Genomic DNA, 23,298 nt, shown 5'->3' with positions numbered 1-23,298 from the left:
GGTATGCCCTGTTCGGGGCGGTCTCATCCGATTATCTGCGAGGCGGACCGGTACCGCGGAACACGTGTCGGATGTTCCGGACCGCTGCTGTCACTGCGTGGGGATACTGAAGATCAGCGAGAAAATGTTCCACGTGTTGCTCCACGTCGGACCGAAATTCAAGAAGACCCCCATCGTGCACTCCTCTGCTCGGTGAATCACCCGGTTCAAGAGCCTCTGTGCAGCCTGTGCTGGTGAGCGGAACCCAACGGTTCCACCATACCCACTGACACGACGGTTGAACCTGCTCACCAGAGTTACGACCGGCGGGTCGCCGAGGAAGGGCAGGCTGTGATGGTCGAATGCCTCGCTTTACCGAGCAACTCCCGGAACCGGCTTGTCGGCGCGCCTATCCGGATCGCATGAGAGGGGCATGCTACCGTCCGGACCCAACGGCGTCCTGAGGTGGCGTACCTACGAATGGCACACCTTTGTTCTCGTAATAGCGACGAAGGTAAAGACTTTCACGGATCCGCAAATTCCGGATCCCGCCATGCCGGCCGGCCGATATGAGCCCAGCTTCACGACTGTAGGAGTACTGCGGTGACCTTCGTCTTCGTTTTCGATTTCGGTCCCACTCTGAACTTCACGTTCAACCTGTTGTCCGCGGTCTTGTAGAACTCCGTCCAACTGCTCGCCGAGTGGCAGTCGGGCACGGTTGGAAGACCTACGTGTTACCCGAAACCGAAAGGTCGTCGGCCCAATCCCGACAGGGGACACTGGAGGAAGCGCCGGTCAACCCGTCTTCGGTGTGACCGGTGCTTTCTTTTCAACGACGCCAGTGCAGCGCCGGGAATTCCGGCAGTGGTCGGTCGGCGCCACGTAACGTTCGGTCGAGCCATGCCGCGACGACCGAACGGGTGATCGCCGTACCGGTTTCCGCGGGTATGGTGCCGCACAGCTCGGCTCCACCGCCGAACGCGGGCAGGTCGGTCGGGCTGTAATGACCGGCCCCGGCGACGGTGCCGGCCACGGCGGTGTGGAGTTCCAGCCACGAGGCGTGCAGCATATCGCCCGCCGCGAGCAGTAGCACCGGCTGTTCGAGGTCGGGGACGTCGGCGACACCGTCCCATCCGGCGGAACCGTCGAGGACGAGGACGGTTCGGATGCGGGGGTCGGCCGCGGCCGCGGTAACCGCGGTCTGGCCGCCGTAGCTGTGGCCGGCGGCCGCGATCCGGTTCGTGTCCACGCGGTCGCCGATGACCGGCAGGGTGGTGAGCCGGTCGAGGACCAGGCGCATGTCGGCGACACGGACGGTGAGAGCGGACCGCAGGTAGCCGGGGTTTCGGGTGGGGATATCGCCGAGCACCAACTGTCCGTTCGGCAGCGCGACGGCGGGTGCTTCACCGGTGTGGTCGATGGTGACGACGGCGTAGCCGCGGGAGGCGATATCGGCGGCAAGACCGGAGGCCAGCCAGCGGGGAGTACCCAGGCCGGGCGACCAGATGACGACGGGCAGCGCGCCGAGGTCGGCGGGTGCCGCGTTGTCGGTGGCGGGCACCCTCGCGAGGAGCATCGCCACGGCCGCGGTGGGGGTGTACACCCACTGCGCGGTGCGGGCGGCGATCTGCGCAGCGGCGATCGGCCGCGGTTCGGGAATATAGGGCGCCGGAGGGCCGGCCGTGGCGGCCGGGTACCAGACCGAGACGGCGATGGTGCGTCCCGAGTCGGTGAGGGCGGTGTCGGTGCGACCGACCGGGTATGGCCCGTTCGGCACGGCTATGGGTGTGGCGATGGTGCCGGGGTGCCCGTCGGCGTGGGGTGGTGTCGCTACCCCGAGGACGGTGAGCGCGCCGGCGAATGCCAGGGCACAGACGAACCGGGTGAACATGCGGTCTCCTTGTGGGCGTCTATCGCTACGGCCAGGTGTTGTGGCTCTTGCTCGAGGTCGCCGTGGAGCAGGTCGATCTGCTGCCGGTGGTCGTCCCGGTAGCGGCCGACCGCCTCGCGTGCTGCCGGTGGATCTCATGGGCGCTGCGTCGACGGCTACATACGCCTCGGCGAGGGCCGGAGCATGAGCGGTCGGCGCCCGAAGGCGGTAGCGCGGCGTAACCACGCAGGACGCCCGCGCATGCCCCATGCGATACAGCATGAGCGGCGTGCGGTTCTTCCAGACGTTGTTGGTAAGTGTGACGCTCGGTGACTACGAGTTCGTGGAGCTCCGTGAGCTCGGCGTGTTCGGCTCCGACACGACGCGAACGGCGTCGCGGCGTCGGCCCGGGCGGCGGAGGAACGCCGGCTCGGTCCATGAAGCGCTCCATACGGGAAAGGCTCCGACCCGAGGGTCGGAGCCTTTCCCGTATGTGCTCGGTGGGCGTCGATCAGATCGGGGTCACCGAGGCGACCAGCCACCGATCGTCGCTCTTGTCCAATGTCACCCGCACCCGGCTGCCCGTGGTGGTTCCCTGCGGGCTGTCCTTGCTGGTGGTCACCTGGTTGAGGAACAACAGGACCACCGCGTGCGCCCGGTCGACCGACACCACGCCGCCCGCTTGGGTGGTGGCCTCCACCGTGAGCTGCTTTTCCTTCGCCCCCGGCACGATCGCCTTCTCGATGAGTTCGAGGTAATCCTTGCGGAAATCCGGGGCCAGATTGTCGGCGGCCCTGGGCAGTTCGGTTTCCACCGTCTCGTGCCGATAGCTGAACATGGCCGAAACCGTGCGGGTCGCGGCCGCGACGGCATCGGAGCGCGACTGTTCGGCGCGTTTGTCATCCCAGTACCGGTAACCATTGATACCGGCCACCACGGCCGACGCGACCACCACGAGGGCGACGAGGGCGAGCAGAGCCTTCTTCATCACGCCGTGCCCGCTCATGCCACGAACTCCACGTCGGAGGACTTCAACGACCCGTCGTCGCTCTTGGTCACGGTGACCCGGAACCGGTAGAACCGCTGCTGTGGTTCCGCCTGCCCCGCATTGGTCAGCGTTTGTTTGGCCGCCACGAGGACGGTCGCGGAATTCCCGTCGTCACGCTCGATGGCGGCCTCGACGACCTCACCGTTGGACACCACCTTGGCCTGCTTGACGATCTCGGTGAACGGGTCGACCCGGCCGTCGAATTCGGTTTTGAACTCACCGGAGGCCATGGTGAGGATCCGGTCGATATCCTCTTTGGCGGTATCGGCGCGGATGGTGGTCAGGTTGAGAATGGTCTGCCGGGCCGTCTGGAGGTAGGCGTCACGGCGGGCGTCGCGGTCCTCGGTGGACCGGACGGCGAAAACCGACAGCACCGCACCGGCGACGAGGGCCAGTACCAGAACCGTGGCGGCGACCGTGGCCAGGGCGCGCTTCCAGGAACGGCCGGGTCCCGCCGCGGCCTCCCCGGCCTTTTCCGTCTCGACCTTCTCGGTGTCGTCCGCGGCCGCGGCCGCCGCCGTGTCCTTCGCCATATCGATCTTCTCGGCGTCGGCCCGCTCCGTACCGGCCTCCGCCCCCGCGACATTCTCCGTGACCACCGGATCGGGGCTGTCCTGGTCCGCCGGCTTCTCGTCGGCATCGCGGAGGGCGGCGCCGGCCGTGATCTCCGGGTTCGAGGGTTTCCCGTCGGGCGGGTTACCGGCCGAGTGGGTGGCCGCGGCCTGCACCGCCTCCGGGACGGCGGTGGTCTCCGCCCTCTCGGCGGAGCCGGGCGTGGTGACGGTAGTGGGTTCGACGGCGGTGATGGCCGCTACGGATTCGGTCGAGGCCTCGGTCTCGGCCGCGGAACCCGCGGCGGCTTTCGCGCCCGGCGGCCCGGCGGCCCGACCGGCGCGCCGGCGCGAACGACCGTTCTCCCTGGTCTCGCTCATCGTTGCTGCTCCTCGAACATTGCCTGCCAGTCCGCAGCGACGGTACCCGAACCACCGGGGGCGATGTCGCCCTGTCGATAGGTGCGTCCGTCGGGTCCGACATAAACCCCCGTTGCCGGGTTGTACGACAGCGCGGCCCCCGGCATGCTGTATCCGGAGAAACTCGCGGGTGCTGCTGGTACCCCCGGCAGCGCGGCCGGAGCACTCGCCGGCGCGGCCGGAGCACCCGGATCCGGTGGCGCGACGGCCGGGGCCACCGGCTGCGGCGGACCGAACGGCGGGTTGGTGCCGAGCGGAACATAACCGGTGCGGCACAACTCCGGCGACGGTGCCCGGCGGCCGGGGAATTCCATACAGGGTGTATTGCGGATACCGCGCACCGCCGTCGGATAGTCCTGCGGCACCTTGCAGTACAACCCGGGCGGGGGCTGAGGGGTGTCGAATTCGCTCGGCGAGCGGCGCTGGTCCGGCGGAAGGAAGCCGGTGGTGCACGGCGGTGGATCGTTGAGCACGGTCATGAAGTCGACCAGGGCGCCGTATTCCATCGGGCCGCGCACCGCGGTGAGCAGCGCCGCGATGAGCGGCGGGTAGACGACCAGGGTCTGTTCCAGGCCGGCGTGGTAGGTGGACGTGACCTGCCCCAGACTCACCAGATTGGCCAGCAGCAGCGGCAGGGTGGGCTGCAGATCCTGGAATTGGGCGGTCACCCGTTCCATGGACGACGGCGCGTTGGCGAAGATACTGCGCAACGCCGGGTCGTGTTCGCGCAGTTGGTCGGTGACGGCGGCCAGGTCCCGTGTCCAGGACCGGATGGCCGTATCGGAACGGGTCTGGGTGTCCAGCAGCGGACCGATCTGTTCGATCAGTTTCTTGGTCGGCTCGACATTGTCCTGCGCCTCCTGCACCAACAGCGCCGCCGAATCGATGAATCGTTGCAGATCGGGGCCTGCGCCGTTGAAGGCGTGGAACGCCTCGTCGATCACCTGGCGCAGGCGGGTATCGGCGACGGTGGCCAGCAACCGGTCGGCCTGGTCCAACAGGGCACCCACGTCCTGTGGCAACGTGGTGCGTTCCACCGGGATCACGCTGCCGTCGTGGAGGTTTCCGCCAGCGGGCTCCTGCGGCGGAACCAGATCGACGTACTGTTCGCCGACCGCCGACACACTGCGCACCAGCGCATCCACGTCGGCGGGGATCTTGTAGTCACTGTCGATGGACAGGTCCGCCTCGACCCCCGCGGGGGTGAGGCGGACCTCTTTCACCACACCGACGTTCGTGCCCCGATAGGCGACATTGGCCTGTTTGTAAAGCCCGCCGGTCGCGGCCAACTGCACGATGACGTCGTAGCGCCCGATCCCGAACATGGCGGGCAGCCGCACGTAGGTCCCGGCCATGACGGTCAGGCCGACCACCGTGAGTATGGAGAAGATGACCAGCTGGATACGGACGAACCGGGTGAGCGTCACGGCTGTCCCCCTTCTGCGGGACCGGGCAGCGGCACCGTCAACCCGGGGATCGCGGGCAGGCCGGGAATCGGCGGCAGCCCGGGAATGGTCGGTTGCGGCCCGCCGGCCGGCCCAGGTGGTCCGGCCGGCGGCTGCAGCGGCGCGGTGAGCGGATTGCCCTGCCCCTCCGCGGTAGGAGGCGCCATGGCGCCGAGCGCGGCCTCCACACCGCCGAACCGCCCGCCGAGCGGGGTGCCGGTGAGGAAGTTCGAGTCCAGTCGTGCGCCCGTGAGGTCCACGGTCATGAACAGGTTCAGATAGTCGCCCTTGATCGCCTTGTCGATGTTCTTCAACGGGAAGGGGAAGGAGAGCAGGATCTTCAGTGATTCGGCCAGGTTGCCGCCGGTATCGGCCAAGGTCTGCAGTACCGGCGCCAGATCGGCGAGATTCGCCTTCAGGTTGTCGCCGCTGGTGTCGATCAACCGTTGGGTGACATCGCTGAGCTCACCCAGTTTGGTGATGGCGGTGGTGATGTTCTGCCGCCGGTCGGCGAGGACGGTCAGGGCCGGATGGATGTCCTCGATGGCGCCGGCCACCACATCGCTTTCCCGGGCGAACTGGCCGGCGACCCGGTCCAGCCCGTCCATGGCGGCGATGATGTCGCCGCGCTGCTGGTCCAGGTTGACGATGAGCTCGTTCAACTGGGGCAGCAGGTCGCGGACCTCGGCCTCGTGGCCGACCAGCGCCGCGTTCAACTCCCGGGTGATGTTCTCCAACTGGGAGATACCGCCGCCGTTGAGCACCACCGACAGCGAGGAGAGCACCTGTTCGGTGGTCGGGTAGACGCCGGCCCGGTCCAAGGGGATGAGATCGCCTTCAGCGAGCCGGCCCTCGGATGGCACATCGGTGGGCGGCGCCAGTTCCAGGTGGTTGCTGCCGAGCAGACTGGTCTGGCCGATGCGGGCCACCGCATTGGCGGGGAGCACCACGTCCGGGTTCAGCTTGACGGTCACCAGCGCGTGCCAGCCCTCCACGGTGATATCCGAGACCGCGCCCACCGCGACATCGTCCACCCGCACGGGCGAATTCCTGGTCAACGTGGTGACGTTCGGCATCTGGATACGCACGGCGTAGGCGCCCTCGCCACCCCCCTCGGTACCCGGCATCGGAAGCGAGTTGAGCCCATCGAACTGACAGCCGGACACGCCGAGCGCGAGGCCGAGACCGACCGCCATCGCCGTGATCCGGTGCCGCGGGCCCGTCGCGGTCCGGCGCGGGGTGGGCCGGGACATCATCGTCCTCCTTCGGGCGGGGTGAGACCGGGGATGGCCAGACCCGGCAGTCCGAGCGGGACACCCACCGGAACCGACGACGGCGCGGCGGGCCCCGCCGGCGCGCCGGGCGTGGCCTGGGCCTTGGCCTCCACTTCCGGTGTGGTGTAGTGCAGCTGGTTCGGGAACGCGGTCACACCCGTGGCCGGGTTGGCCATGATGGGTGGGTAGTTCATGGCCAGCGACTTGATCACCGGAGCCAGGTATTCCGCGCACAGATCGGCGCTGGTATCGGATTCGTGCTGTTCCAGCGCCCGCACGGAACCGCAGAGGAAGCTCAGCGGATCGGCGGTGTTGTTCAACGAGATGGCGCCGGTGAGCGTGCCCTGGGCCGGTTTGTAGATCTGGTAGAAGTTCACCAGCGCGGTCGGCCCGGAGTGCAGCGCCTGCTCCAGTTCGGGGCGTTTGTCCACCAGGATCTGGGTGACCTCGGCCAGCCGCTGCACCCCCTCGGTGAGTTCGGCGCCGCTGCCGTCGAGGAAGCGTTTCACATCGGCCAGCGCGATATCCAGATTGTCCAGGCCGGCACCCAGATCGTTCGAGACGCCGGCCAGCACCGACGACACCGAGGCCAGGCGGTCGCCGAACTGCACGATCTGCTCGTTGCTGTTCGACAGCACCTCCACGAACTTCTGCAGGTTGCGGATGGTGCCGAACAGATCGGTCCGCCCGTTGGACAGCGTGGTCATGGTGGCCGACAGTTCGCGCAGGGTTTCCCGGAACTTGTCGCCGTTGCCCTCGAGGTTCTCGGCGGCGGTATCGATGGCCCGGCCGAACGAGCCCTTCGGGTCGTCGCCGACCGGCCCCAGCGCGGTGGCCAGCCTGGACAGTTCGGTTTTGATATCGTCCCACTCCACCGGGACGGCGGTGCGTTCGATACCGATCTCGGCGCCGTCGGCCAGCTTCGGCCCGCCGGTATAGGCGGGGGCCAGCTGGATGAATCGGGCCGATACCAGCGAGGGCGAGATGATCACGGCCCGGGCGTCGGCAGGCAGGTCGATGCCCCGCTCGATCGTCATCGATACCCGAACCTGCTCGGCGCCGGGCTCGATATCGTCGATGCGACCGACCTTCACCCCGAGCACTCGCACCTCGTCGCCGGCGTACAGACCGCTGGTGGAGGTGAAGTAGGCAGTGATTTGGGCGGTCCCGATCCGGTCGAAGACGATGTAGGCCCCGAACACCACCAATGCGCCGACCAGTACCTCGGCGACGATCAGAACCCAGCGGGGCGACCTTCGGACGGCATTGCCGATACTCATCGCGGCGGCTCCTGTACGGACGGCCCGATCCTCGGACCCGGTTCGAGTAGGTAGGCGCGCAGCGATTCCGGCAGATGCTGCGGCCAGACCAGTGCGTCGACGAGCGGCTGCAGGGTCTCACTGCTCGCGTTCACCACATAGGCGTTGAAGTATGGGCCGCTGCCGACCTGCTCCCCGAGCGCCGCAGAGAACGGGCCCAGCCCTTCGAGCGCGCCGGTGATGTTGTCCCGGTTGCGCTGCAGCAGATCCAGTACCGAATTCAATGTGTCCAACGCCGGTCTGAGCTGTGCCTCGTTGTCGGCGACCAGCCCGGACAGCTGCTGGGACAGCGCGTTGACGTACACGATCAACTGGCCGATCGCGGCCCGCCGCCGTTCCAGCTCGCCGAGCAGTTCGTTGCCGTCCACCAGCAGCGCGTTGACCTTGTCACTGCGGTCGGCGAGGATCGTGGTGACGTTCTGGGCGCGGGACAGCAGATCGGACAACGCCTGGTCGCGCGCGTTGATACTGCGCGACAGGGCGGTCACCCCGTCCAGGGCGGCGCGCAGCGGGGCGGGTGTGTCGGCGAATGCCTCCGACAGTGCGTCCAGCGTCCGGTCGACCCGGTCCAGATCCAGGCCCTGCACCGTGCTCGTCAGCTCGCTGAGGGCGTCGTTGAGCGAGTACGGCGAGACGGTCCGTTCCAACGGGATGGTGTCGTCGGCTCGCAGAGCCCCGGAACCGTCCGGGTTCACCGCCAGGGATTTGCGGCCGAGCACGGTGTTCGTCTTGATCTCCGCGGTGGTCTTGTCGCCCAGCACGATCGTCTCGTCGAGGGCGAACCGCACCAGCACCTTGGCGCCGTCGAGCGAGACGGCCTCGACGCGGCCGGATCGGATACCTGCCACCTCGACATCGTCGCCGGGGATGAGCCCGCCGACATCGGCGAAGTACGCGGTGAACGTCGCCCCGCCACGGATGAACGGCAACCGCTCGAACTGCAGCGCCGACAGCGCGATCGACACCGCGAGCACCAGGCCCACGACGCCGATGGTCACTACCCGTGAGTTCTCCTTCACTCGCTCGCACACCTTCCGGTCGTCTGCTCACCGGGCAGCTCCAGGAGCAGCGGTTTGCCCTCGGGGCCGTCCACCAGGAAGTTCGTCCGGCAGACGTACAACTGCAGGAACGAGCCGTAGGAGCCGATCTTGTTCAGCTTCTTGTAGGTCGGGGGCAGTTTGTCCAGCACCCATTGGACGGTGTCGGAGTCGTTGTCGAGATTCGTGGCGACTCGGCCGGTCTGGGCGATGGTGGCCTGCAGATCGGGGCGGGCCTGGGCCAGCAGATCGGTGAGGGCCGCCGAGGCGCCCGCGAGCCGCGGGATGGCCACGCCGATCGGATCGCGGTCCGCGGCCAGTCCGCTGACCAGTCGCTGTAGCTCGTCGATCGTGGTGGCGAACTGGTCGCCCCGGTCGGAGATCGTCTTCAGGACGGCGTTGAGGTTGTCGATCACGCCGGCGATGAGCTCGTCCCGGTCGCCCAGGGTCTTGGCGAACGAACCGCTGCTGTTCAGCAGCGACACCAGTGTTCCGCCCTGACCCTGGAAGATCTGCAGTAGGGCGTTGGTCAGGTCGTTGACCTGGGCCGGGTCCAGGCCGCGCAGCAGCGGTTTGAAACCGCCGAGCAGTAGATCCAGGTCCAGGGCGGGCGCGGTCTTGTCCGATCCGATGGTGCCGCCGGGCGGCAGCGTCTCGGTATCGCCCGGCCCCTCCAGCAGTTCCAGGTACCGGTCGCCGACCAGGTTCTCGTAGCGGATGGTGGCGCGGGTGCTTGCCAGCAGCCGGTATTTGCGGTCGACGTCGAACTCGACGTGCGCCTTGTAGTCCTTGCCCACCTTCACCGAGGTCACCGAGCCGACGGGCACCCCGGCGATACGCACCTTGTCGCCGGGCAGCATCCCCGACGCACTGGCGAAGACCGCGTGGTAGCCGTTCTCCCGGGAAAAGCGGACCTGCGAGAACACCACCGCCAGCCCGGCGAAGACAAGCGTCATCACCAGGGTGAAGATGGCCAGTTTGACCGTGGTCGCGGTATTCCTCATCGGCCCACCCCGGGCATACCGGCGAACAGCACCTGGAACACCGACGGAGTGTTGACCTCCAGTCTGGTCGACGGCGTGTAGGGAGCGCCTTCGGCGGTATCGGTGACAACGTAATCGGCATGACTGTCCGGCACTCGGTCGAGCACCCCCGCGCACTGCGGTCCGCCGGTCGCATTCACTTTCGGCAGGTCCTCCGGGTAGTTGTATCCATCGTGGCCGTACATGAAGCTGGTGTTCAGCGCGACACCCGGCTGCCCGCCGCCGAAGACCTGCTCGGCGAGCGGCATGGCCTTGGCCAGACCGCCGACGATGCAGTTCAGCGCCGGGGCGTATTCGTGTAGGAGGCTCGCGGTCGGCCGCAGCAGATCCAGCGCGGTGACCAACTGGTTCTCGTTGTCCCGCAAAACCGCCCCGGTGGTGTCGGCGAGACCGGTGAGGTTCACCAGCAGGGCGTCCACCTCGGATTCCGATTCGGCCACCGTGCGGCCGGCGACCGTCGCGTTGTCCGCGGTGCGCAGCAGGTCACCGGCGGTATCGGCGTAGAGGTTGGTGACCGCCGCCGAGGTGGCCAGATCCCGTCGCAGGGTGGGCAGGCTGGGATTGATCTCACGCAGATAGGTGTTGCTGCGCGAGAGCAGATCACCCAGTCGCTCGCCCCGCCCCTCGAGCGCGGTGCCCAGCGCCGTCATGGTGGCGTTCAGCTTCTCCGGTTCCACCTCGGCCAAAACATCGGACAGACGCTGGAACAGCGTGTTGAACTCGACGGTCACCTTCTCGGCCGTCACCCGCGCGCCCGGTCGCAGCGGCTCGGCGGCCGGCTGCTCGGGGATCACGAAGTTCACGTACTTGGCGCCGAAAACCGTGGTGGAGCGGATGTCCACGGTCGCGTTCTCCGGGACCAGCCGCAGCAGGTCGGGGTCGAGCGCCAGGCGCAGGGTCGACCCGGCGTCGGTGCGGGTGATCTCGGCCACGGTGCCGATCTGCACACCGCGCACCTTCACCTTGGCGTCCGGGTCCAGGACCAGGCCGCTGCGCGGGGCCGCCACGGTGACGGTGACCGTGGGGGTGAAACCGCCCACGAACATCACCAGTGATACCGCCGTCACCGCGACCATGCCCAGTATCAGGGCGATGCCCGCCACTTTCAGACCGAATTTCCGCCACAGTCCGGCAAGCCGGCCGCCCGGTAACCCATCCGGTCGATTCGAATCCATCATCACGCTTACCCGGAGAGGTTGAAGTTGCCCGAGGTGCCGTACACGGCCAGCGAGATCAGCAGGGTCACCGTGACCACCGCGACCAATGAGGCCCGCACCGCGTTACCCACTGCGACGCCCACTCCGACCGGCCCGCCCGCCGCGGTGTAGCCGTAGTAGGTGTGGATCATCATTACCGCCAGGGCCATGAATATGGCCTGGGCGAACGACCACAGGATGTCGCTCGGGATCAGGAAGGTCGAGAAGTAGTGGTCGTAGACGCCCGCCGACTGTCCGTAGATCACCACGGTGGCGAACCGGCTGGCGACGAAGGAGGCGATGACCGCCAGCGCGTACAGCGGCACGATCGCGATCATGCCCGCCAGTACCCGGGTGCCGACCAGGTACGGCACCGGCCGGATCGCCATGGATTCCAGCGCGTCGATCTCCTCGGCCACCCGCATCGCGCCCAGCTGCGCGGTGGAGCCGGCGCCGATGGTCGCGGCCAGGCCGATACCGGAGATCACCGGGGCCGCGATGCGCACATTGATGAAGGCGGCGAAGAAGCCGGTCAGCGCCTCGACGCCGATATTGCCGAGCGAACTGTAGCCCTGGACGGCGATGGTGCCGCCGGAGAACAGGGTCAGGAAGCCGACGATCACCACGGTGCCGCCGATCACGGCCAGCGCCCCGGTGCCCATGCTGATCTCGGCGATGAGCCGGATCGTCTCGGTGCGGTAGTGCATCAGCGCGCGGGGCATGGAGCCGAGCGCGCGGCCGTAGAACACGGCCTGCCTGCCGAGTTCGTCCATCGAGTCGGACAGTCGGCGTACTCGCCGGACCATCCGCGGGAATCGGGACCGGATTACGAACGACATCGCATCACCGCACCGCGAACTTGATACCGACCGCGGTGACCACCACGTTCACCACGAACAGGGCCATGAAGGCGAAGACGACCGTCTGGTTCACCGCATCACCCACACTCTTCGGACCGCCTTTGACGTTCAGGCCCAGGTAGCAGGCGACCATTCCGGCGATCAGCCCGAACAGTCCGGCCTTCACCTCGGAGATGATCAGCTCGGGCAGGCTGGTCAGCAGGGTGATGCCGTTGACGAACGCGCCCGGGTTCACGTCCTGCAGGTACACCGAGAACAGGAAGCCGCCTGCGATACCGATGGTGCACACCAGACTGTTGAGCATCAACGCGACGAACATCGAGGCCAGCACCCGCGGCACCACCAGCCGGTGGATGGGGTCGATACCGAGCACGCGCATGGCGTCGATTTCCTCGCGGATGGTGCGGGCACCCAGGTCCGCGCAGATGGCGGTGGCACCGGCACCGGCGACGATGAGCACGGTGACGATCGGGCCGACCTGGGTGACCGCGCCGAAGGCCGCGCCCGCGCCGCTGAGGTCGGCGGCGCCGATCTCCCGGAGCAGGATGTTCAGGGTGAAGCTCACCAGCACGGTGAACGGGATGGCGACCAGCAGGGTGGGGATGATGGACACCCGTGCCACGAACCAGGACTGGTCGATGAACTCGCGCCATTGGAACGGCGGCCGCACACTGGCGCGGGCCACGTCCGCCATGAGTTCGAAGAATCCGCCGACGGCCCGCAATGGCACGGCGAGGACCTCGTTCATCGACGATCCTCCTTGCCTGACTGCTGGTCCCGCTGGCGAGCGTGTCGGATCGACCCCCGGCACGCACCCGCCAAGTAGAACACGTTCACTTCCTGTCTGGGGCCTTTTTGCGGTATTTGAACTGCATATTTACTCCAATCTCAGACACCAAGACTGGAACAATGTTTATGCAGTTTCGGCATCACCGTTGTGAGCCGCCGCACATGTGCACCAATGTCTACCAATCCTTGGACAACCGTTCAACTCTCCGCGCCGTCCGGTCATCCGCACATACCCGGCATACCGGGCAGGCCACTCAACCCAGATCGTGTAGAGCCGATGCAGAAAACGTACGGCCTTCGGGGCGCTCGGCGAAGTAGCCGCGCAGCGTGGCGGCAAGATCGGCGGTCGACCATTCGGCACCGGGCGCATCGAACCGCTGCTCGACCTCGGGTGCGGCCATCAGGGCCACCATGCGGCCGTACACCACGAAAACCTGCCCGTTGACCGCGTCGGCGGCGGGCGAGGCCAGGTACGTCACCAGCCGCGCCACATGCTCGGGAGACAGGGGATCGACCTCATCCTCGGGCGGCGCGCTGAACACCTTCTCGGTCATCGCGGTCCGCGCTCGCGGGCAGATGGCATTGACCCGGACACCGAAGCGGGACAATGCCCGCGCGCAGCTGAGCGTCAGGGCGGTGATACCGGCCTTGGCGGCCGCGTAGTTGGCCTGCCCCTCCGGCCCGAGTAGACCCGCCTCGGAAGAGGTGTTGACAATTCGGCCGTAGACCGGCGCCCCGGTTTCTTTGGACTTGCCGCGCCAATAGGCACCGGCATTGCGACACAGCAGGAAGTGGCCACGCAGATGGACCGCGACGACGGCGTCCCACTCCTCGTCGGACATATTGAACAGCATGCGGTCGCGGGTGATACCCGCGTTGTTGACCACGATGTCGAGCCCGCCGAACGATTCGGTGGCGGCGGCGATCAGGGTGTCCGCGGTGGCACGCTCGGCGACACTGCCCGCCACGAACTCGGCCTTCGCACCCAGCGCCCGGATGTGCTCCAGCGTCTCGGTTACCGCGTCCGATTCGACGAGGTCGTTGACGACGATCGAGGCACCGACGCCCGCCAGCGCGAGGGCCTCGGCGCGGCCGAGACCTGCTCCCGCGCCGGTCACAATCGCCACTCGCCCGGCAAGGCTGATATCTGTATCGCTCACCGGGCCGACTTTAGAACCTGTTCTTATTACCGGCAAGAGCGGATTCACAGCAACCGCAACGCCGCTTTCGGACACTGCGCCACGGCCTCCTCGACCTGGGTCACCCGGTCGGCCCGAACCTCACCCTCGGCCACGTGCAGCATGTCCTCATCGTCGAGTTCGAACACGTCGGGAGCGATTCCCACACAGATCCCATTCGCCTCGCACTGGTCGAAATCAACGCTGACCTTCATCGGAACTCCTTACCCCGTCAGTCGCCGAAGCGTAACAAGCCAATGCCGCCGCAGGGACCAACATTGCATGATTACCCCCCAATACTGGAACATGTTTCAGTCAATATGCAATGATCGGCGGTAACCGGTACCAGATCCGGTCCCTTTTTCCGGACCCGGGCCAGGCCCGACCCCGTCGGGAGACGCCACTCAAGCCGAAGAACGAAGTCTCGAGGTACTGCCATGCGCATTGCGTACACCCCGGAACAGGAAAAGCTACGCGCGAAGTTGCGCGACTACTTCGCCCGGCTCATCACCCCCGAGCGCAGGCACGCCCTCGGCGCCCAGACCGGCGAGTACGGTGAGGGCGACGTCTACCGCGAGGTCGTCCGGGAAATGGGCCGCGACGGCTGGCTGGCTCTCGGCTGGCCGAAGGAATTCGGCGGCCAGGACCGCCCCATGCTGGACCAGCTCATCTTCACCGACGAGGCCGCCATCGCCGGCGCGCCGGTCCCCTTCCTGACCATCAACTCGGTGGCACCGACGATCATGCACTACGGCAGCGAGGAACAGAAGAAGTCCTTCCTGCCCAGGATCGCCTCCGGCGAACTGCACTTCTCCATCGGCTACTCCGAACCCGGCGCGGGCACCGACCTGGCCAGTCTGCGCACCACCGCGGTGCGCGACGGCGACGAATACGTCATCAACGGCCAGAAGATGTGGACCAGCCTCATCCCCTATGCCGACTACGTCTGGCTGGCCGTGCGCACCGACCCGAACGCCAAGAAGCACAAGGGCATCAGCATGCTCATCGTGCCCACCGACGCCGAGGGCTTCTCCTGGACCCCCGTGCACACCATGGCCGGGCCGGATACCAGCGCCACCTACTACCAGGATGTGCGCGTCCCGGTCACCGCGCTGGTCGGCCCGGAGAACGGCGGCTGGCCGCTGGTCACCAACCAGCTCAACCACGAGCGGGTCGCGCTCACCTCGTCCGCGGCGCTCACCCTGGCCCTGCGGCAGACCGTGGCCTGGGCGAAACAGACCCGGGCCGCCGACGGCTCCCGCGTCTTCGACCGGGAATGGGTACGGCTGAACCTGGCCCGCGTGCACGCCAAGGTCGAGTACCTGAAGCTGATGAACTGGGAGATCGCCAGTCGGGCCGACGCCGGCGGGGATATGGCACCGCGCCCCTGGGACGCGTCGGCCTGCAAGGTGTACGGCACCGAACTGGCCACCGAGGCCTACCGGCTGCTCATGGAGGTCCTCGGACCCCAAGCGCACCTGCGCCAGGACTCCCCCGGCTCGGTCCTGCTCGGCCGTCTCGAACGAATGCACCGCGCCGCGCTGATCCTCACCTTCGGCGGCGGTACCAACGAGGTGCAACGCGACATCATCGCCATGACCGCCCTGAAACAGCCCGCCGCCGCACGCTGACAGCGCTGTCGAGCCCGTCCGAAAGCAGGTAGTACAGATGGATTTCACCCCGACCGAGGCGCAGCTCGACCTGGCCCGACTGACCGGCGAGGTCTGCGAGAAGCTCGTCACCGCCGATCGACTGCGCGAACTCGACAGCGGCACGGCCAAATTCGACGAATCGCTGTGGCGGGCGCTGGCCGAGACCGGCGTCCTGTCGGCTGCCCTGCCGGAAGCGTTGGGAGGCAGCGGTTTCGGCGTCCTGGAACAGGCCACGATCCTGCGCGAACTCGGCAAGTACGTGGCCGCCGTCCCGTATCTGTGGTCGATCGTGCTCGGCGCGGGAGCGCTCGCGCGATTCGGTTCGGAAGAGCAACGCGAACTCGCCACCGCGGCGGCCGAGGGTACATCCATCCTCACGGTCGCCCTGGCCGAGGAACACAACTGGGAACCGACCCGCCCGGCCACGACGGCCACCGAAACCGGCGAGGGCTGGCGGCTCACCGGTGTCAAGACCACCGTCCCGGTAGCCGACCGCGCCACCCGAATCCTGGTGCCCGCAGCGGTTTCCGGAACACCCGCCGTCTTCCTTGTCGACCCCACCGCCGAATCCGTCACTGTGACCGCCCAGCAGGTGACCGACCGCAGCGCCGAATCACTGGTCGAATTCGCCGAGACACCCGCCGAACTGCTCGGCGGTCTCGATACCGGCGCCCAGATCCTCGACTGGCTGCTGCTGCGCGCCTGGCTCGGCCTGGCCGCCGGCCAGCTCGGCACCCTCGAGCGCGGCCTGGAACTGGTGGCGGACTACGCCCGGGAACGTGAACAGTTCGGCCGCGCCATCGGCGGCTTCCAAGCCGTGGCGCAGCGCCTGGCCGACAGTTATATCAACGTGCAGGGTCTGCGCCTGACCGTCACCCAGGCCGCCTGGCAGCTCTCCGAGGACCTCCCGGCCGCCGCGGCCGTGCACACCGCCAAGTTCTGGGCCGCCGAGGCGGGCCATCAGGTCGCGCACACTGTGGTCCACGTCCACGGCGGTGTCGGTATCGACCGCGACCACATCGTGCACAGCTACTTCACCGCCGCCAAACACAACGAATTCGCCCTCGGCCCGGCCCCGGACCACCTTCTCCCTTTGGCCGACCTCGTCCCGGAATCCGTCTGATCGATCGGTCGGCATCCAGCACACCGAGCTATGGGTGACCGGATGAGGCAACGCCGAAGCCGGTAGAGTCGCGCAACCGCGCCCGGCAGGGCCGTCGAGCCGGGTGCCGTTGCTCCAGAAGCCACGGTAGGCATAGACGATGGCCGCATGATGTCCGAGCGGTAAGTGTCCTTTCCTACCCTCGCACGGTGAATTTCGTCAGCTGCTCGGCTATCTCGGTCAACTCCAGCGCACCCTGACACACGTCCAGGACGAAACGTTCTGCCTCGTCGACATCGAGGTTCGCATCCAGCGGATGCCCGTTTATGTGCAGAAACACCCACGTCGCATACCAAGCAAGCCGCTTGTTGCCGTCGATCAGCGCATGGTTTCGGGCAATCGATTCCATGAGCGCGGCCGCCTTCTGCCATAGCTCCGGATAGACGTCCTGCCCGAAGACACTGGCCTGCGGACGCGCCAGAGCCGATTCGAGCAACCCGTAGTCTCGGACATCCGGAGTACCCAGACGCTCAGCGAGGTTGATGAGCTCGACCAGCGTCAGGTAGCGCGTCACGCGAGTCTCCGGTTCAGCTCCTCACTCACCCGTAGGACATGGTCGGCGGCCTCGTTGAACAACCGCGAGTGCTCGTTTATCGCCGTGATCACCGCATCGTGCGCGAACTGCTGCATACTCCGCCCCTCCTGTTCGGCGCGCTCCCGCAACGCCGCCAGCTCCTCATCCGTGAATCTGACGTTCAATCCGGCCATACCTTATGGTACCGCGCGGTACCACCGCTATACCGAAGTTGATGGTTTGCGTCGGCCGGTCCCGCCACGTCGATTCGCGCGGCGTTGCGACGCGAAGGGGCCACCGCTGGTCCGGAACGCCCACCACCAGCGCGTCGAACACGCCCGGGTGGCATTTGAGCGCGCCCTCGACCCCCTCCGGGTAGATCTTCTCGCCACCGCTGTTGCTACTCACCGAACCGTGTCGGCACCAGCGTGTGGTATCCACTGGATGAGTCTTTCAGCCCAGGTATGGGTGTGCACGCTGTTCGACGTGGTGTCGCAACCTGAGCCGAACCGTCTCGTGCACCGGCACGGTCTCTAGCTCCTCGAGCCGAAGAAACCTGACTTCGGTGGACTCGGAACTGACCTCGATTCGCCCTCCGATCACCCGACCGTAGAACGTGATATTGAACTCCTGCCGAACCTCGCCGTCGGCATACGCGATCACATGTTCGGGGTCGGTGTAGATCCCGAGTATCCCGCTGATCTCGATATCCAGCCCGGTCTCTTCCTTGGTCTCGCGTATCACGCACTGTTCGAGGGTTTCCCCTATCTCCATGACACCAACGGGGAACGACCAGTTGCCCGACTCGCTTCGGCGTTGCATCAGGATTGCTCCTCGGTCGTCGACGACCAAGGCCGAGCCCCCGGGCACCAGGCTGTTCGCCTCGGGTGCCTCGGGATCGCGGTAATAGTCACACCGTGAGGCCATCAGACGCCTCCTTCGGGTAGGGGGTCACGGTCTCCCATATTTGCTCCACCTGATCCTCGAACGAGGCGAACATCCCGTACGGGGACAGTTTTCGTAGATACAGCGCGGGATGTTGATACCCACGAGCACGGACGAGATACGGAGTCACGATCATCAGGTCATCGAACCTGAACACCGAGTTGTACAAGTGGGTTGTGTGGAGACCGATTCGGCAACCGGGAGTTTCGGCCAATGGCCCGAGCATACTCAGTGCGTTACGTATCCGTCCCGGTAGCGTCCCCTGCATCTGCTCGAGCGCATCACGTTCGGCTACATGAGCACATTCGGGGTCCGCGAAGGCCAAACGCACGCCGGCGCCGTTGCGGCACTTACCGACGATCAGGTCGGAGGCATCGGGCAACAATTCGAATAAGAACGGGTAGGCATACCCGATGATGTCGATTCGTTGAGTTGCCCCCACCAGCAACGATATCCATACGTCGTTGGGGATGTCGGCTCGATGAGCGTAGGCGGCCAGTACTTCGGCTGTGGCCGGTGCGACGGCGCTCAGGTCTGGTCGAGCCTGCGGCCACAGCGTGGATTCCGACTCGTGCAGCACACGAGCTACTTCGGTTCTGGTCCGTTTGTGCGGGACTCGGCCGGCCAGCCAGCGGTTGACTGTCTTGGTGTCGACGCCGACCGCTTTTGCGAGCGCGGCCGAGTCGAGTTGTGCTCGCAGCATTGCGGATTCGAGGCGGTGGCTCATACCGGAACCATACTGGGACGTTTCAATGGTTGAAAGTGTCTGCGAAAACGTCCCGGACGCAGTTCAGGTGTCCCAGCTGCGTCCATACCGTTGGACCCGGCGCTCAGGGCAGGTTGACATAGCGGTTCGACCCGGCCCATAGGAAACCGTCCCTGCCCTGGGCTGCCTGCCAACGACACAAGGGGTGAATATGCGATTGACACGAGCATCGCTGCCGGTCAGAACACCGTTGCGGACTCAGACGATGGAAACCGCTCTACGCCTGTGGTGGGAGGGCGAGTGTTACGACCGCGGCGTATTCGAGCGAGTCGCCGCAGGTCTCCGTGAGCTCGACACGCCCCGACGCATACCCGAGAACAGTGCTCAACAGGAGGTAGACGGTGTCATCGCCCGGTGGCGGGCCACGCATCCGGGGCGTGTGAGGGGCGCGTCGTGACGTATTCGGACCAAGTACCGGCGATCGTGTATCTGCGTACCGATCTGTGTGGGCCGGTGTGGACCGAGCAGCGGACGCTGCGGTTGGGATATGAGCTGTGCGAGACGATCCGGGTCGATGCCGGGCGGTCGAGTCGATTGGTGTTTCTCGAGGACCGGATCAGGTTGCACGAGGCCGAAGCGGTGTTCGTACCTACGGTCGAGCATCTGGATGGGCAGTTAGGGCGGATCGTTGCGCAGGCGGATGTGATCGAGCAGAACGGACGGACACACGCGCGGTGGTCGCCGATCGCGGGACTACTGGATGAGTCGCTTCTCGACCGAATCGCCCAGTTCCGCGTCCGTCGGGAACCAGGCCCCCTCGGTGACAACGCACAATGAAGCAAGGCCAGGACACCCGAAGGCTTGCCCACATGGTGATGTACTGACCCTCGGCATGAAGCAGGTGGGCGGGACATCGAACAATTCTGCCTGCGATGTCCTGTGCGTCTGTGGCCCTGTGACCTCGATACACGAGGGGCTGTCGCCGCGTATCCGCGACAGCCCACTGGCCCGGATACCGGCTATGCGCTGCCGACCTCGGCGTGTTCGTCGGCGGGACGAGCCTCGGTCTGCGCCTTGGCCCATTTGTAGTCGGGCTTACCGGCGGGCGAACGCTTGATTTCGTCGACGAACCACAGACTGCGCGGCAGCTTGTAGGACGAGATCTCCTGACTCAGCACCGGGCGCAACTCCTCCAGCGTGGGCCGCTTGTCACCGCGGCACTGCACGACGGCCGCGACCCGCTGCCCCCACCGTTCGTCCGGGATGCCCACCACCAGCGCGTCGAACACCTCGGGGTGGCATTTGAGCGCGCCCTCGACCTCCTCCGGGTAGATCTTCTCGCCACCGCTGTTGATGCTCACCGAGCCGCGCCCGAGCATGGTGACGGTACCGTCCTCCTCGACGCGTGCGTAGTCACCGGGGATGGAGTACCGAACGCTGTCGAACTCCTTGAAGGTCACGGCGGTCTTCACCGGGTCGTTGTAGTACCCGATCGGGATATTGCCCTTTCGGGCGAGCACACCGACCTGCCCGGAGCCCGGGACCACCGGTTTGCCGTTCTCGTCGAGCACGGCGGTGGACGCGTCGATCTTCACCCGGGGACCGCCGGTGTGGGTCGCGCCCTTGGTGGCTATGGAGATCCCGCCGAAGCCGGTCTCCGAGGAGCCGATCGAGTCGGTGATGACCGTATTCGGCAGCAGCTCGATGAACTCGTCCTTGAGCGTCGGCGAGAACAGGGCGGCGCTGCTGGCCATCGCCCACAGATTGGCGTGCTGATATGGTTCGCCGGTTTCCGGGTTGCCGGCCTTCAGCGCGTCCAGCATGGGCCGGGCCATGGCGTCACCGGTGATGAAGATGAGGTTGACACCGTGCCGGTCGATGGCCTGCCACACCCCGTGCGCGTCGAACTCCGGCAGCATAAGGGTCTTGCCGCCGTCGAACAGGCCGTGGAAGGTGGCCGACTGCGAACCGCCGTGGATCATGGGCGGGATCGGGTAGCGCACCATCTGCGGGTTCTTGGCGCCGTCCTTGGCCTGCTGCCACTCGTCCTGTACGTGCTCGCCGGTGATGAAGTTGATGCCGCCGCCGAGCACCCGCCACCAGTCCTCGTGCCGCCACATCACGCCCTTGGGCATACCGGTGGTGCCGCCGGTGTAGATCATGAAGATATCGTCGGGCGAACGGTCCTCGAAGTCGCGGACACCGGACGAATCAGCCAGTGCCGCTTCGTATTCCACCGATTCGACCGGCGTCGGAAGTTGCGTACCGTCGTCCACCACGAGGACGGTCTTCAGCTTCGGCGTCTTCGGCCGGACCGCGGTCACCTTGTCGGCGTAGCGGCGCTCGTGAATGAGCGCGACCATGTCCGAGTTGTCGAAGATGTACTGCAACTCGTTCTCGACATAGCGGAAGTTGACGTTGACCATTACCGCGCGCGCCTTGAAGATCGCCACCATCGCCTCGACGGCCTCAATGGTGTTGCGCGAGTAGATGCCGACCTTGTCGCCCGGCTGCACACCCTGTTCACACAGGTAGTGCGCTAGACGATTGGCCCGGTCCTCCAACTCGGCGAAGGTTACCGAGCGGTGATCGTCGGCCAGTGCGACCCGGTCCGGCACGAGGTCGATGGTGTGTTCGACAAGGTCGGCTATGTTGTACGTCACAGGCCTAAAATAGAACGTGTTACTGTTTCTGACAAGGCTCAGAAGTCAGGAGATTCCGCGATGCCAGATTGCCTCGTCGAGAAACGCGACCACGTCCTCATAGTCACCATGAACCGACCCGAGGCACGCAATGCGCTGTCGGGCGAGATGATGGCGATTATGCGCGACGCCTGGGACCAGGTGGACCAAGATCCCGATATCCGCGTCGCCATCCTGACCGGCGCCGGCGGGGCGTTCTGCGCCGGCGCCGATCTCAAGGCGATGACCGCACAGCACCCCGGCGATTCGTTCGCCGGCGGCGGCTGGGATCTGTCCAGGATCGAGGCCCTGCTCAAAGGACGCCGACTCACGAAACCGCTGATCGCCGCCGTGGAAGGCGCCGCCATCGCGGGCGGCACCGAGATCCTGCAGGGCACCGATATCCGCGTGGCCGGCGAGAGCGCGAAGTTCGGGGTATCCGAAGCGCGGTGGGGACTGTTCCCACTGGGCGGCTCGGCGGTGCGGTTGGTCCGTCAGGTCCCCTACACGGTCGCCGCCGATATCCTGCTCACCGGCCGTCACCTCACCGCGGCCGAGGCCAAGGAGATCGGCCTGGTCGGGCATGTGGTGCCGGACGGTACCGCGCTGGACAAGGCTCTCGAGCTGGCGGAGCTGATCACCGCGAACGGGCCGCTCGCGGTGCAGGCCATTCTGCGGACCATCCGCGATACCGAATGCATGCCCGAGGAGGAGGCGTTCCAGATCGACGCCACACTCGGTATGGCGGTGTTCAGGTCGGCCGACGCCAAGGAAGGCCCGAAGGCCTTCAAGGAGAAGCGCAAGCCGAATTTCAGCGGTAAATGAGACGGTCCGCATGGTGCAGCCGGTGCTCGCCGCGCGGTATCGATCGAACGAGCGACGGCCTCTCGGCCCGATGAGGGAGAGGCCGTCGCGGAGCGGGACAGCGGATCACCGCTCGCCGGGACAGTCCATCCAGAACGGCTCCCACTGGTGGCCGTCCGGGTCCACGAAGGTCCGCCCGTGCATACCGACCTCGGCCTCCTGAGCGCGCTTGTCCTCGTTGACCTCCTCGATCGCCCCCGCGGCCAGGGCGGCCTCGGTCAGCCGGTCCACTTCCTCGGCGCTGCTCAGCGACAGGGCATAGGCGGCGCCGATGGCACCGGTGGTCTCGGCGACGGGCCGTTTGCCGAAGGTGGCGAAGAACTCGCGGGTCAGCAGCATCAGGCAGATATTGGCATCGACCACGATGCAGGCGGCATTGTCGTCGGTTAAGTCATCGTTGACCTTCCAACCGAGCGACTCGTAGAAACCCTTCGAACGGGCCAGGTCGGCGACGGGGAGATTGATGAAGATCATCTTGCTGCTCATGGTCGGCATCCTTCCGGTGAATGCTGCCGGGCTACGCTGCCGGCCTCACAGGTAGGACGGGGCCGTCGCGGGGAATTCATCGCAGAGCCGCAAAACCACGGGTAAGCGCAGGCAGATGTGGGTTTTTCGGTAATCACGGCCCCGGACCGGCCGAAAACTCCCGCGGTTGTCAGGGTGATTCCCGGGACCCCTGGGCCTGGTGGTGCCCATGTGGTGGATTGGCGAAATACAGCTCCTCGACGGCGTCCCACATGTCGGTGGGCTATGCCACAGTGCTCC

General features: G+C 66.4%; 24 protein-coding genes and 1 pseudogene. 5 read left to right on the top strand and 20 right to left on the bottom strand.

Annotated features, from left to right (window positions below):
• Positions 1–808: 808 nt before the first annotated feature.
• Complete coding sequence (locus ON20_RS32725) at positions 809–1,870, bottom strand: alpha/beta hydrolase family protein (protein ID WP_051161453.1); 1,062 nt, start codon at positions 1,868–1,870, stop codon at positions 809–811.
• Positions 1,871–1,881: 11 nt separating this feature from the next.
• Here ON20_RS32725 and ON20_RS37265 point away from each other — a divergent pair, with 11 nt between their 5' ends.
• Positions 1,882–2,091 carry a hypothetical protein gene (locus ON20_RS37265; protein WP_040833186.1) on the top strand — a complete coding sequence of 70 codons (210 nt, stop codon included), beginning with the start codon at positions 1,882–1,884 and terminating at the stop codon, positions 2,089–2,091.
• A 269-nt stretch (positions 2,092–2,360) separates the two neighbouring features.
• Here the strand turns inward: ON20_RS37265 and ON20_RS02365 are convergent, their stop codons facing one another.
• From ON20_RS02365 to ON20_RS02310, 12 genes are all read right to left on the bottom strand, one after another.
• Positions 2,361–2,855: an Rv1363c family protein gene (locus ON20_RS02365; protein ID WP_051161451.1), complete on the bottom strand. Its 495-nt coding sequence runs from the start codon at positions 2,853–2,855 to the stop codon at positions 2,361–2,363.
• Entirely contained in the window at positions 2,852–3,829 is a 978-nt protein-coding gene (locus ON20_RS32720; RefSeq protein WP_051161449.1) for an Rv1363c family protein, read from the bottom strand. Before ON20_RS32720 ends, ON20_RS02365 begins: the two co-directional genes overlap by 4 nt.
• Positions 3,826–5,295, bottom strand: coding sequence for an MCE family protein (locus tag ON20_RS02355; RefSeq protein ID WP_040833185.1), 1,470 nt, complete (start codon positions 5,293–5,295; stop codon positions 3,826–3,828). The genes ON20_RS32720 and ON20_RS02355 overlap by 4 nt, the downstream gene beginning before the upstream one ends.
• Complete coding sequence (locus tag ON20_RS02350) at positions 5,292–6,566, bottom strand: MCE family protein (RefSeq protein ID WP_051161447.1); 1,275 nt, start codon at positions 6,564–6,566, stop codon at positions 5,292–5,294. The genes ON20_RS02355 and ON20_RS02350 overlap by 4 nt, the downstream gene beginning before the upstream one ends.
• On the bottom strand, positions 6,566–7,867 hold the full coding sequence (locus ON20_RS02345) for an MCE family protein (protein ID WP_040833184.1): 1,302 nt from the start codon (positions 7,865–7,867) through the stop codon (positions 6,566–6,568). The genes ON20_RS02350 and ON20_RS02345 overlap by 1 nt, the downstream gene beginning before the upstream one ends.
• Positions 7,864–8,925: an MCE family protein gene (locus ON20_RS02340; RefSeq protein WP_040833183.1), complete on the bottom strand. Its 1,062-nt coding sequence runs from the start codon at positions 8,923–8,925 to the stop codon at positions 7,864–7,866. The genes ON20_RS02345 and ON20_RS02340 overlap by 4 nt, the downstream gene beginning before the upstream one ends.
• Positions 8,922–9,947 carry an MCE family protein gene (locus ON20_RS02335; RefSeq protein ID WP_040833182.1) on the bottom strand — a complete coding sequence of 342 codons (1,026 nt, stop codon included), beginning with the start codon at positions 9,945–9,947 and terminating at the stop codon, positions 8,922–8,924. Before ON20_RS02335 ends, ON20_RS02340 begins: the two co-directional genes overlap by 4 nt.
• Positions 9,944–11,161 carry an MCE family protein gene (locus tag ON20_RS02330; RefSeq protein WP_083864520.1) on the bottom strand — a complete coding sequence of 406 codons (1,218 nt, stop codon included), beginning with the start codon at positions 11,159–11,161 and terminating at the stop codon, positions 9,944–9,946. The genes ON20_RS02335 and ON20_RS02330 overlap by 4 nt, the downstream gene beginning before the upstream one ends.
• Before the next feature lie 8 nt (positions 11,162–11,169).
• A complete protein-coding gene (locus ON20_RS02325) occupies positions 11,170–12,021 on the bottom strand; it encodes an MlaE family ABC transporter permease (RefSeq protein WP_040833181.1) in 852 nt (283 codons plus the stop codon).
• 4 nt (positions 12,022–12,025) lie between these two features.
• Complete coding sequence (locus ON20_RS02320; protein WP_040833180.1) at positions 12,026–12,790, bottom strand: MlaE family ABC transporter permease; 765 nt, start codon at positions 12,788–12,790, stop codon at positions 12,026–12,028.
• A 295-nt stretch (positions 12,791–13,085) separates the two neighbouring features.
• Positions 13,086–13,991: a 3-oxoacyl-ACP reductase gene (locus ON20_RS02315; RefSeq protein ID WP_040833179.1), complete on the bottom strand. Its 906-nt coding sequence runs from the start codon at positions 13,989–13,991 to the stop codon at positions 13,086–13,088.
• A gap of 44 nt (positions 13,992–14,035) precedes the next feature.
• Positions 14,036–14,224: a ferredoxin gene (locus tag ON20_RS02310; protein ID WP_040833177.1), complete on the bottom strand. Its 189-nt coding sequence runs from the start codon at positions 14,222–14,224 to the stop codon at positions 14,036–14,038.
• 222 nt (positions 14,225–14,446) lie between these two features.
• Here ON20_RS02310 and ON20_RS02305 point away from each other — a divergent pair, with 222 nt between their 5' ends.
• A complete protein-coding gene (locus ON20_RS02305; RefSeq protein ID WP_040833176.1) occupies positions 14,447–15,640 on the top strand; it encodes an acyl-CoA dehydrogenase family protein in 1,194 nt (397 codons plus the stop codon).
• A 37-nt stretch (positions 15,641–15,677) separates the two neighbouring features.
• Complete coding sequence (locus tag ON20_RS02300) at positions 15,678–16,784, top strand: acyl-CoA dehydrogenase family protein (protein ID WP_040833175.1); 1,107 nt, start codon at positions 15,678–15,680, stop codon at positions 16,782–16,784.
• Between the two features lie 175 nt (positions 16,785–16,959).
• Here ON20_RS02300 and ON20_RS02295 read toward each other — a convergent pair whose 3' ends face one another.
• From ON20_RS02295 to ON20_RS02280, 5 genes and pseudogenes are all read right to left on the bottom strand, one after another.
• Complete coding sequence (locus ON20_RS02295; RefSeq protein WP_040833174.1) at positions 16,960–17,337, bottom strand: type II toxin-antitoxin system death-on-curing family toxin; 378 nt, start codon at positions 17,335–17,337, stop codon at positions 16,960–16,962.
• Entirely contained in the window at positions 17,334–17,531 is a 198-nt protein-coding gene (locus tag ON20_RS02290; RefSeq protein WP_040833173.1) for a plasmid mobilization protein, read from the bottom strand. Before ON20_RS02290 ends, ON20_RS02295 begins: the two co-directional genes overlap by 4 nt.
• A 52-nt stretch (positions 17,532–17,583) precedes the next feature.
• A pseudogene (locus tag ON20_RS40905) lies at positions 17,584–17,751 on the bottom strand (acyl-CoA synthetase); the annotation flags it as partial.
• Positions 17,752–17,790: 39 nt separating this feature from the next.
• Entirely contained in the window at positions 17,791–18,264 is a 474-nt protein-coding gene (locus tag ON20_RS02285; protein ID WP_040833172.1) for an NUDIX domain-containing protein, read from the bottom strand.
• A complete protein-coding gene (locus ON20_RS02280) occupies positions 18,248–19,009 on the bottom strand; it encodes a helix-turn-helix domain-containing protein (RefSeq protein ID WP_051161445.1) in 762 nt (253 codons plus the stop codon). Before ON20_RS02280 ends, ON20_RS02285 begins: the two co-directional genes overlap by 17 nt.
• Positions 19,010–19,441: 432 nt before the next feature.
• On the opposite strand from ON20_RS02280, the gene ON20_RS02275 reads away from it, so the two are divergent.
• Positions 19,442–19,825 carry a hypothetical protein gene (locus ON20_RS02275; protein ID WP_157228651.1) on the top strand — a complete coding sequence of 128 codons (384 nt, stop codon included), beginning with the start codon at positions 19,442–19,444 and terminating at the stop codon, positions 19,823–19,825.
• A gap of 182 nt (positions 19,826–20,007) precedes the next feature.
• On the opposite strand, the gene ON20_RS02270 is transcribed toward ON20_RS02275, so the two are convergent.
• A complete protein-coding gene (locus ON20_RS02270) occupies positions 20,008–21,651 on the bottom strand; it encodes an acyl-CoA synthetase (RefSeq protein ID WP_040833170.1) in 1,644 nt (547 codons plus the stop codon).
• Between the two features lie 60 nt (positions 21,652–21,711).
• Between ON20_RS02270 and ON20_RS02265 the strand changes: the two genes are divergently transcribed.
• A complete protein-coding gene (locus ON20_RS02265; protein WP_051161442.1) occupies positions 21,712–22,494 on the top strand; it encodes a crotonase/enoyl-CoA hydratase family protein in 783 nt (260 codons plus the stop codon).
• Positions 22,495–22,599: 105 nt separating this feature from the next.
• Here ON20_RS02265 and ON20_RS02260 read toward each other — a convergent pair whose 3' ends face one another.
• Complete coding sequence (locus ON20_RS02260) at positions 22,600–23,019, bottom strand: VOC family protein (RefSeq protein ID WP_040833226.1); 420 nt, start codon at positions 23,017–23,019, stop codon at positions 22,600–22,602.
• Positions 23,020–23,298 lie beyond the last annotated feature (279 nt).

Origin of the sequence: Nocardia brevicatena NBRC 12119 (assembly GCF_000308495.1) — a bacterium.
Classification (GTDB): domain Bacteria; phylum Actinomycetota; class Actinomycetes; order Mycobacteriales; family Mycobacteriaceae; genus Nocardia; species Nocardia brevicatena.
Note: the sequence above shows the minus strand (reverse complement) of the source record. Positions and strands in the feature narration are given on the sequence as shown.

Bases quoted from the DNA above. Each gene is read 5' to 3' on its own strand.
- ON20_RS02345 (WP_040833184.1), bottom strand. From the start codon at position 7,867: ATGAGTATCGGCAATGCCGTCCGAAGGTCGCCCCGCTGGGTTCTGATC.
- ON20_RS02330 (WP_083864520.1), bottom strand. From the start codon at position 11,161: ATGGATTCGAATCGACCGGATGGGTTACCGGGCGGCCGGCTTGCCGGA.
- ON20_RS02310 (WP_040833177.1), bottom strand. From the start codon at position 14,224: ATGAAGGTCAGCGTTGATTTCGACCAGTGCGAGGCGAATGGGATCTGT.
- ON20_RS02325 (WP_040833181.1), bottom strand. From the start codon at position 12,021: ATGTCGTTCGTAATCCGGTCCCGATTCCCGCGGATGGTCCGGCGAGTA.
- ON20_RS02265 (WP_051161442.1), top strand. From the start codon at position 21,712: ATGCCAGATTGCCTCGTCGAGAAACGCGACCACGTCCTCATAGTCACC.
- ON20_RS32720 (WP_051161449.1), bottom strand. From the start codon at position 3,829: ATGAGCGAGACCAGGGAGAACGGTCGTTCGCGCCGGCGCGCCGGTCGG.
- ON20_RS02335 (WP_040833182.1), bottom strand. From the start codon at position 9,947: ATGAGGAATACCGCGACCACGGTCAAACTGGCCATCTTCACCCTGGTG.
- ON20_RS02350 (WP_051161447.1), bottom strand. From the start codon at position 6,566: ATGTCCCGGCCCACCCCGCGCCGGACCGCGACGGGCCCGCGGCACCGG.
- ON20_RS02290 (WP_040833173.1), bottom strand. From the start codon at position 17,531: ATGGCCGGATTGAACGTCAGATTCACGGATGAGGAGCTGGCGGCGTTG.
- ON20_RS32725 (WP_051161453.1), bottom strand. From the start codon at position 1,870: ATGTTCACCCGGTTCGTCTGTGCCCTGGCATTCGCCGGCGCGCTCACC.
- ON20_RS02285 (WP_040833172.1), bottom strand. From the start codon at position 18,264: ATGGCCTCACGGTGTGACTATTACCGCGATCCCGAGGCACCCGAGGCG.
- ON20_RS02305 (WP_040833176.1), top strand. From the start codon at position 14,447: ATGCGCATTGCGTACACCCCGGAACAGGAAAAGCTACGCGCGAAGTTG.
- ON20_RS02300 (WP_040833175.1), top strand. From the start codon at position 15,678: ATGGATTTCACCCCGACCGAGGCGCAGCTCGACCTGGCCCGACTGACC.
- ON20_RS02320 (WP_040833180.1), bottom strand. From the start codon at position 12,790: ATGAACGAGGTCCTCGCCGTGCCATTGCGGGCCGTCGGCGGATTCTTC.
- ON20_RS02280 (WP_051161445.1), bottom strand. From the start codon at position 19,009: ATGAGCCACCGCCTCGAATCCGCAATGCTGCGAGCACAACTCGACTCG.
- ON20_RS02365 (WP_051161451.1), bottom strand. From the start codon at position 2,855: ATGAGCGGGCACGGCGTGATGAAGAAGGCTCTGCTCGCCCTCGTCGCC.
- ON20_RS02260 (WP_040833226.1), bottom strand. From the start codon at position 23,019: ATGAGCAGCAAGATGATCTTCATCAATCTCCCCGTCGCCGACCTGGCC.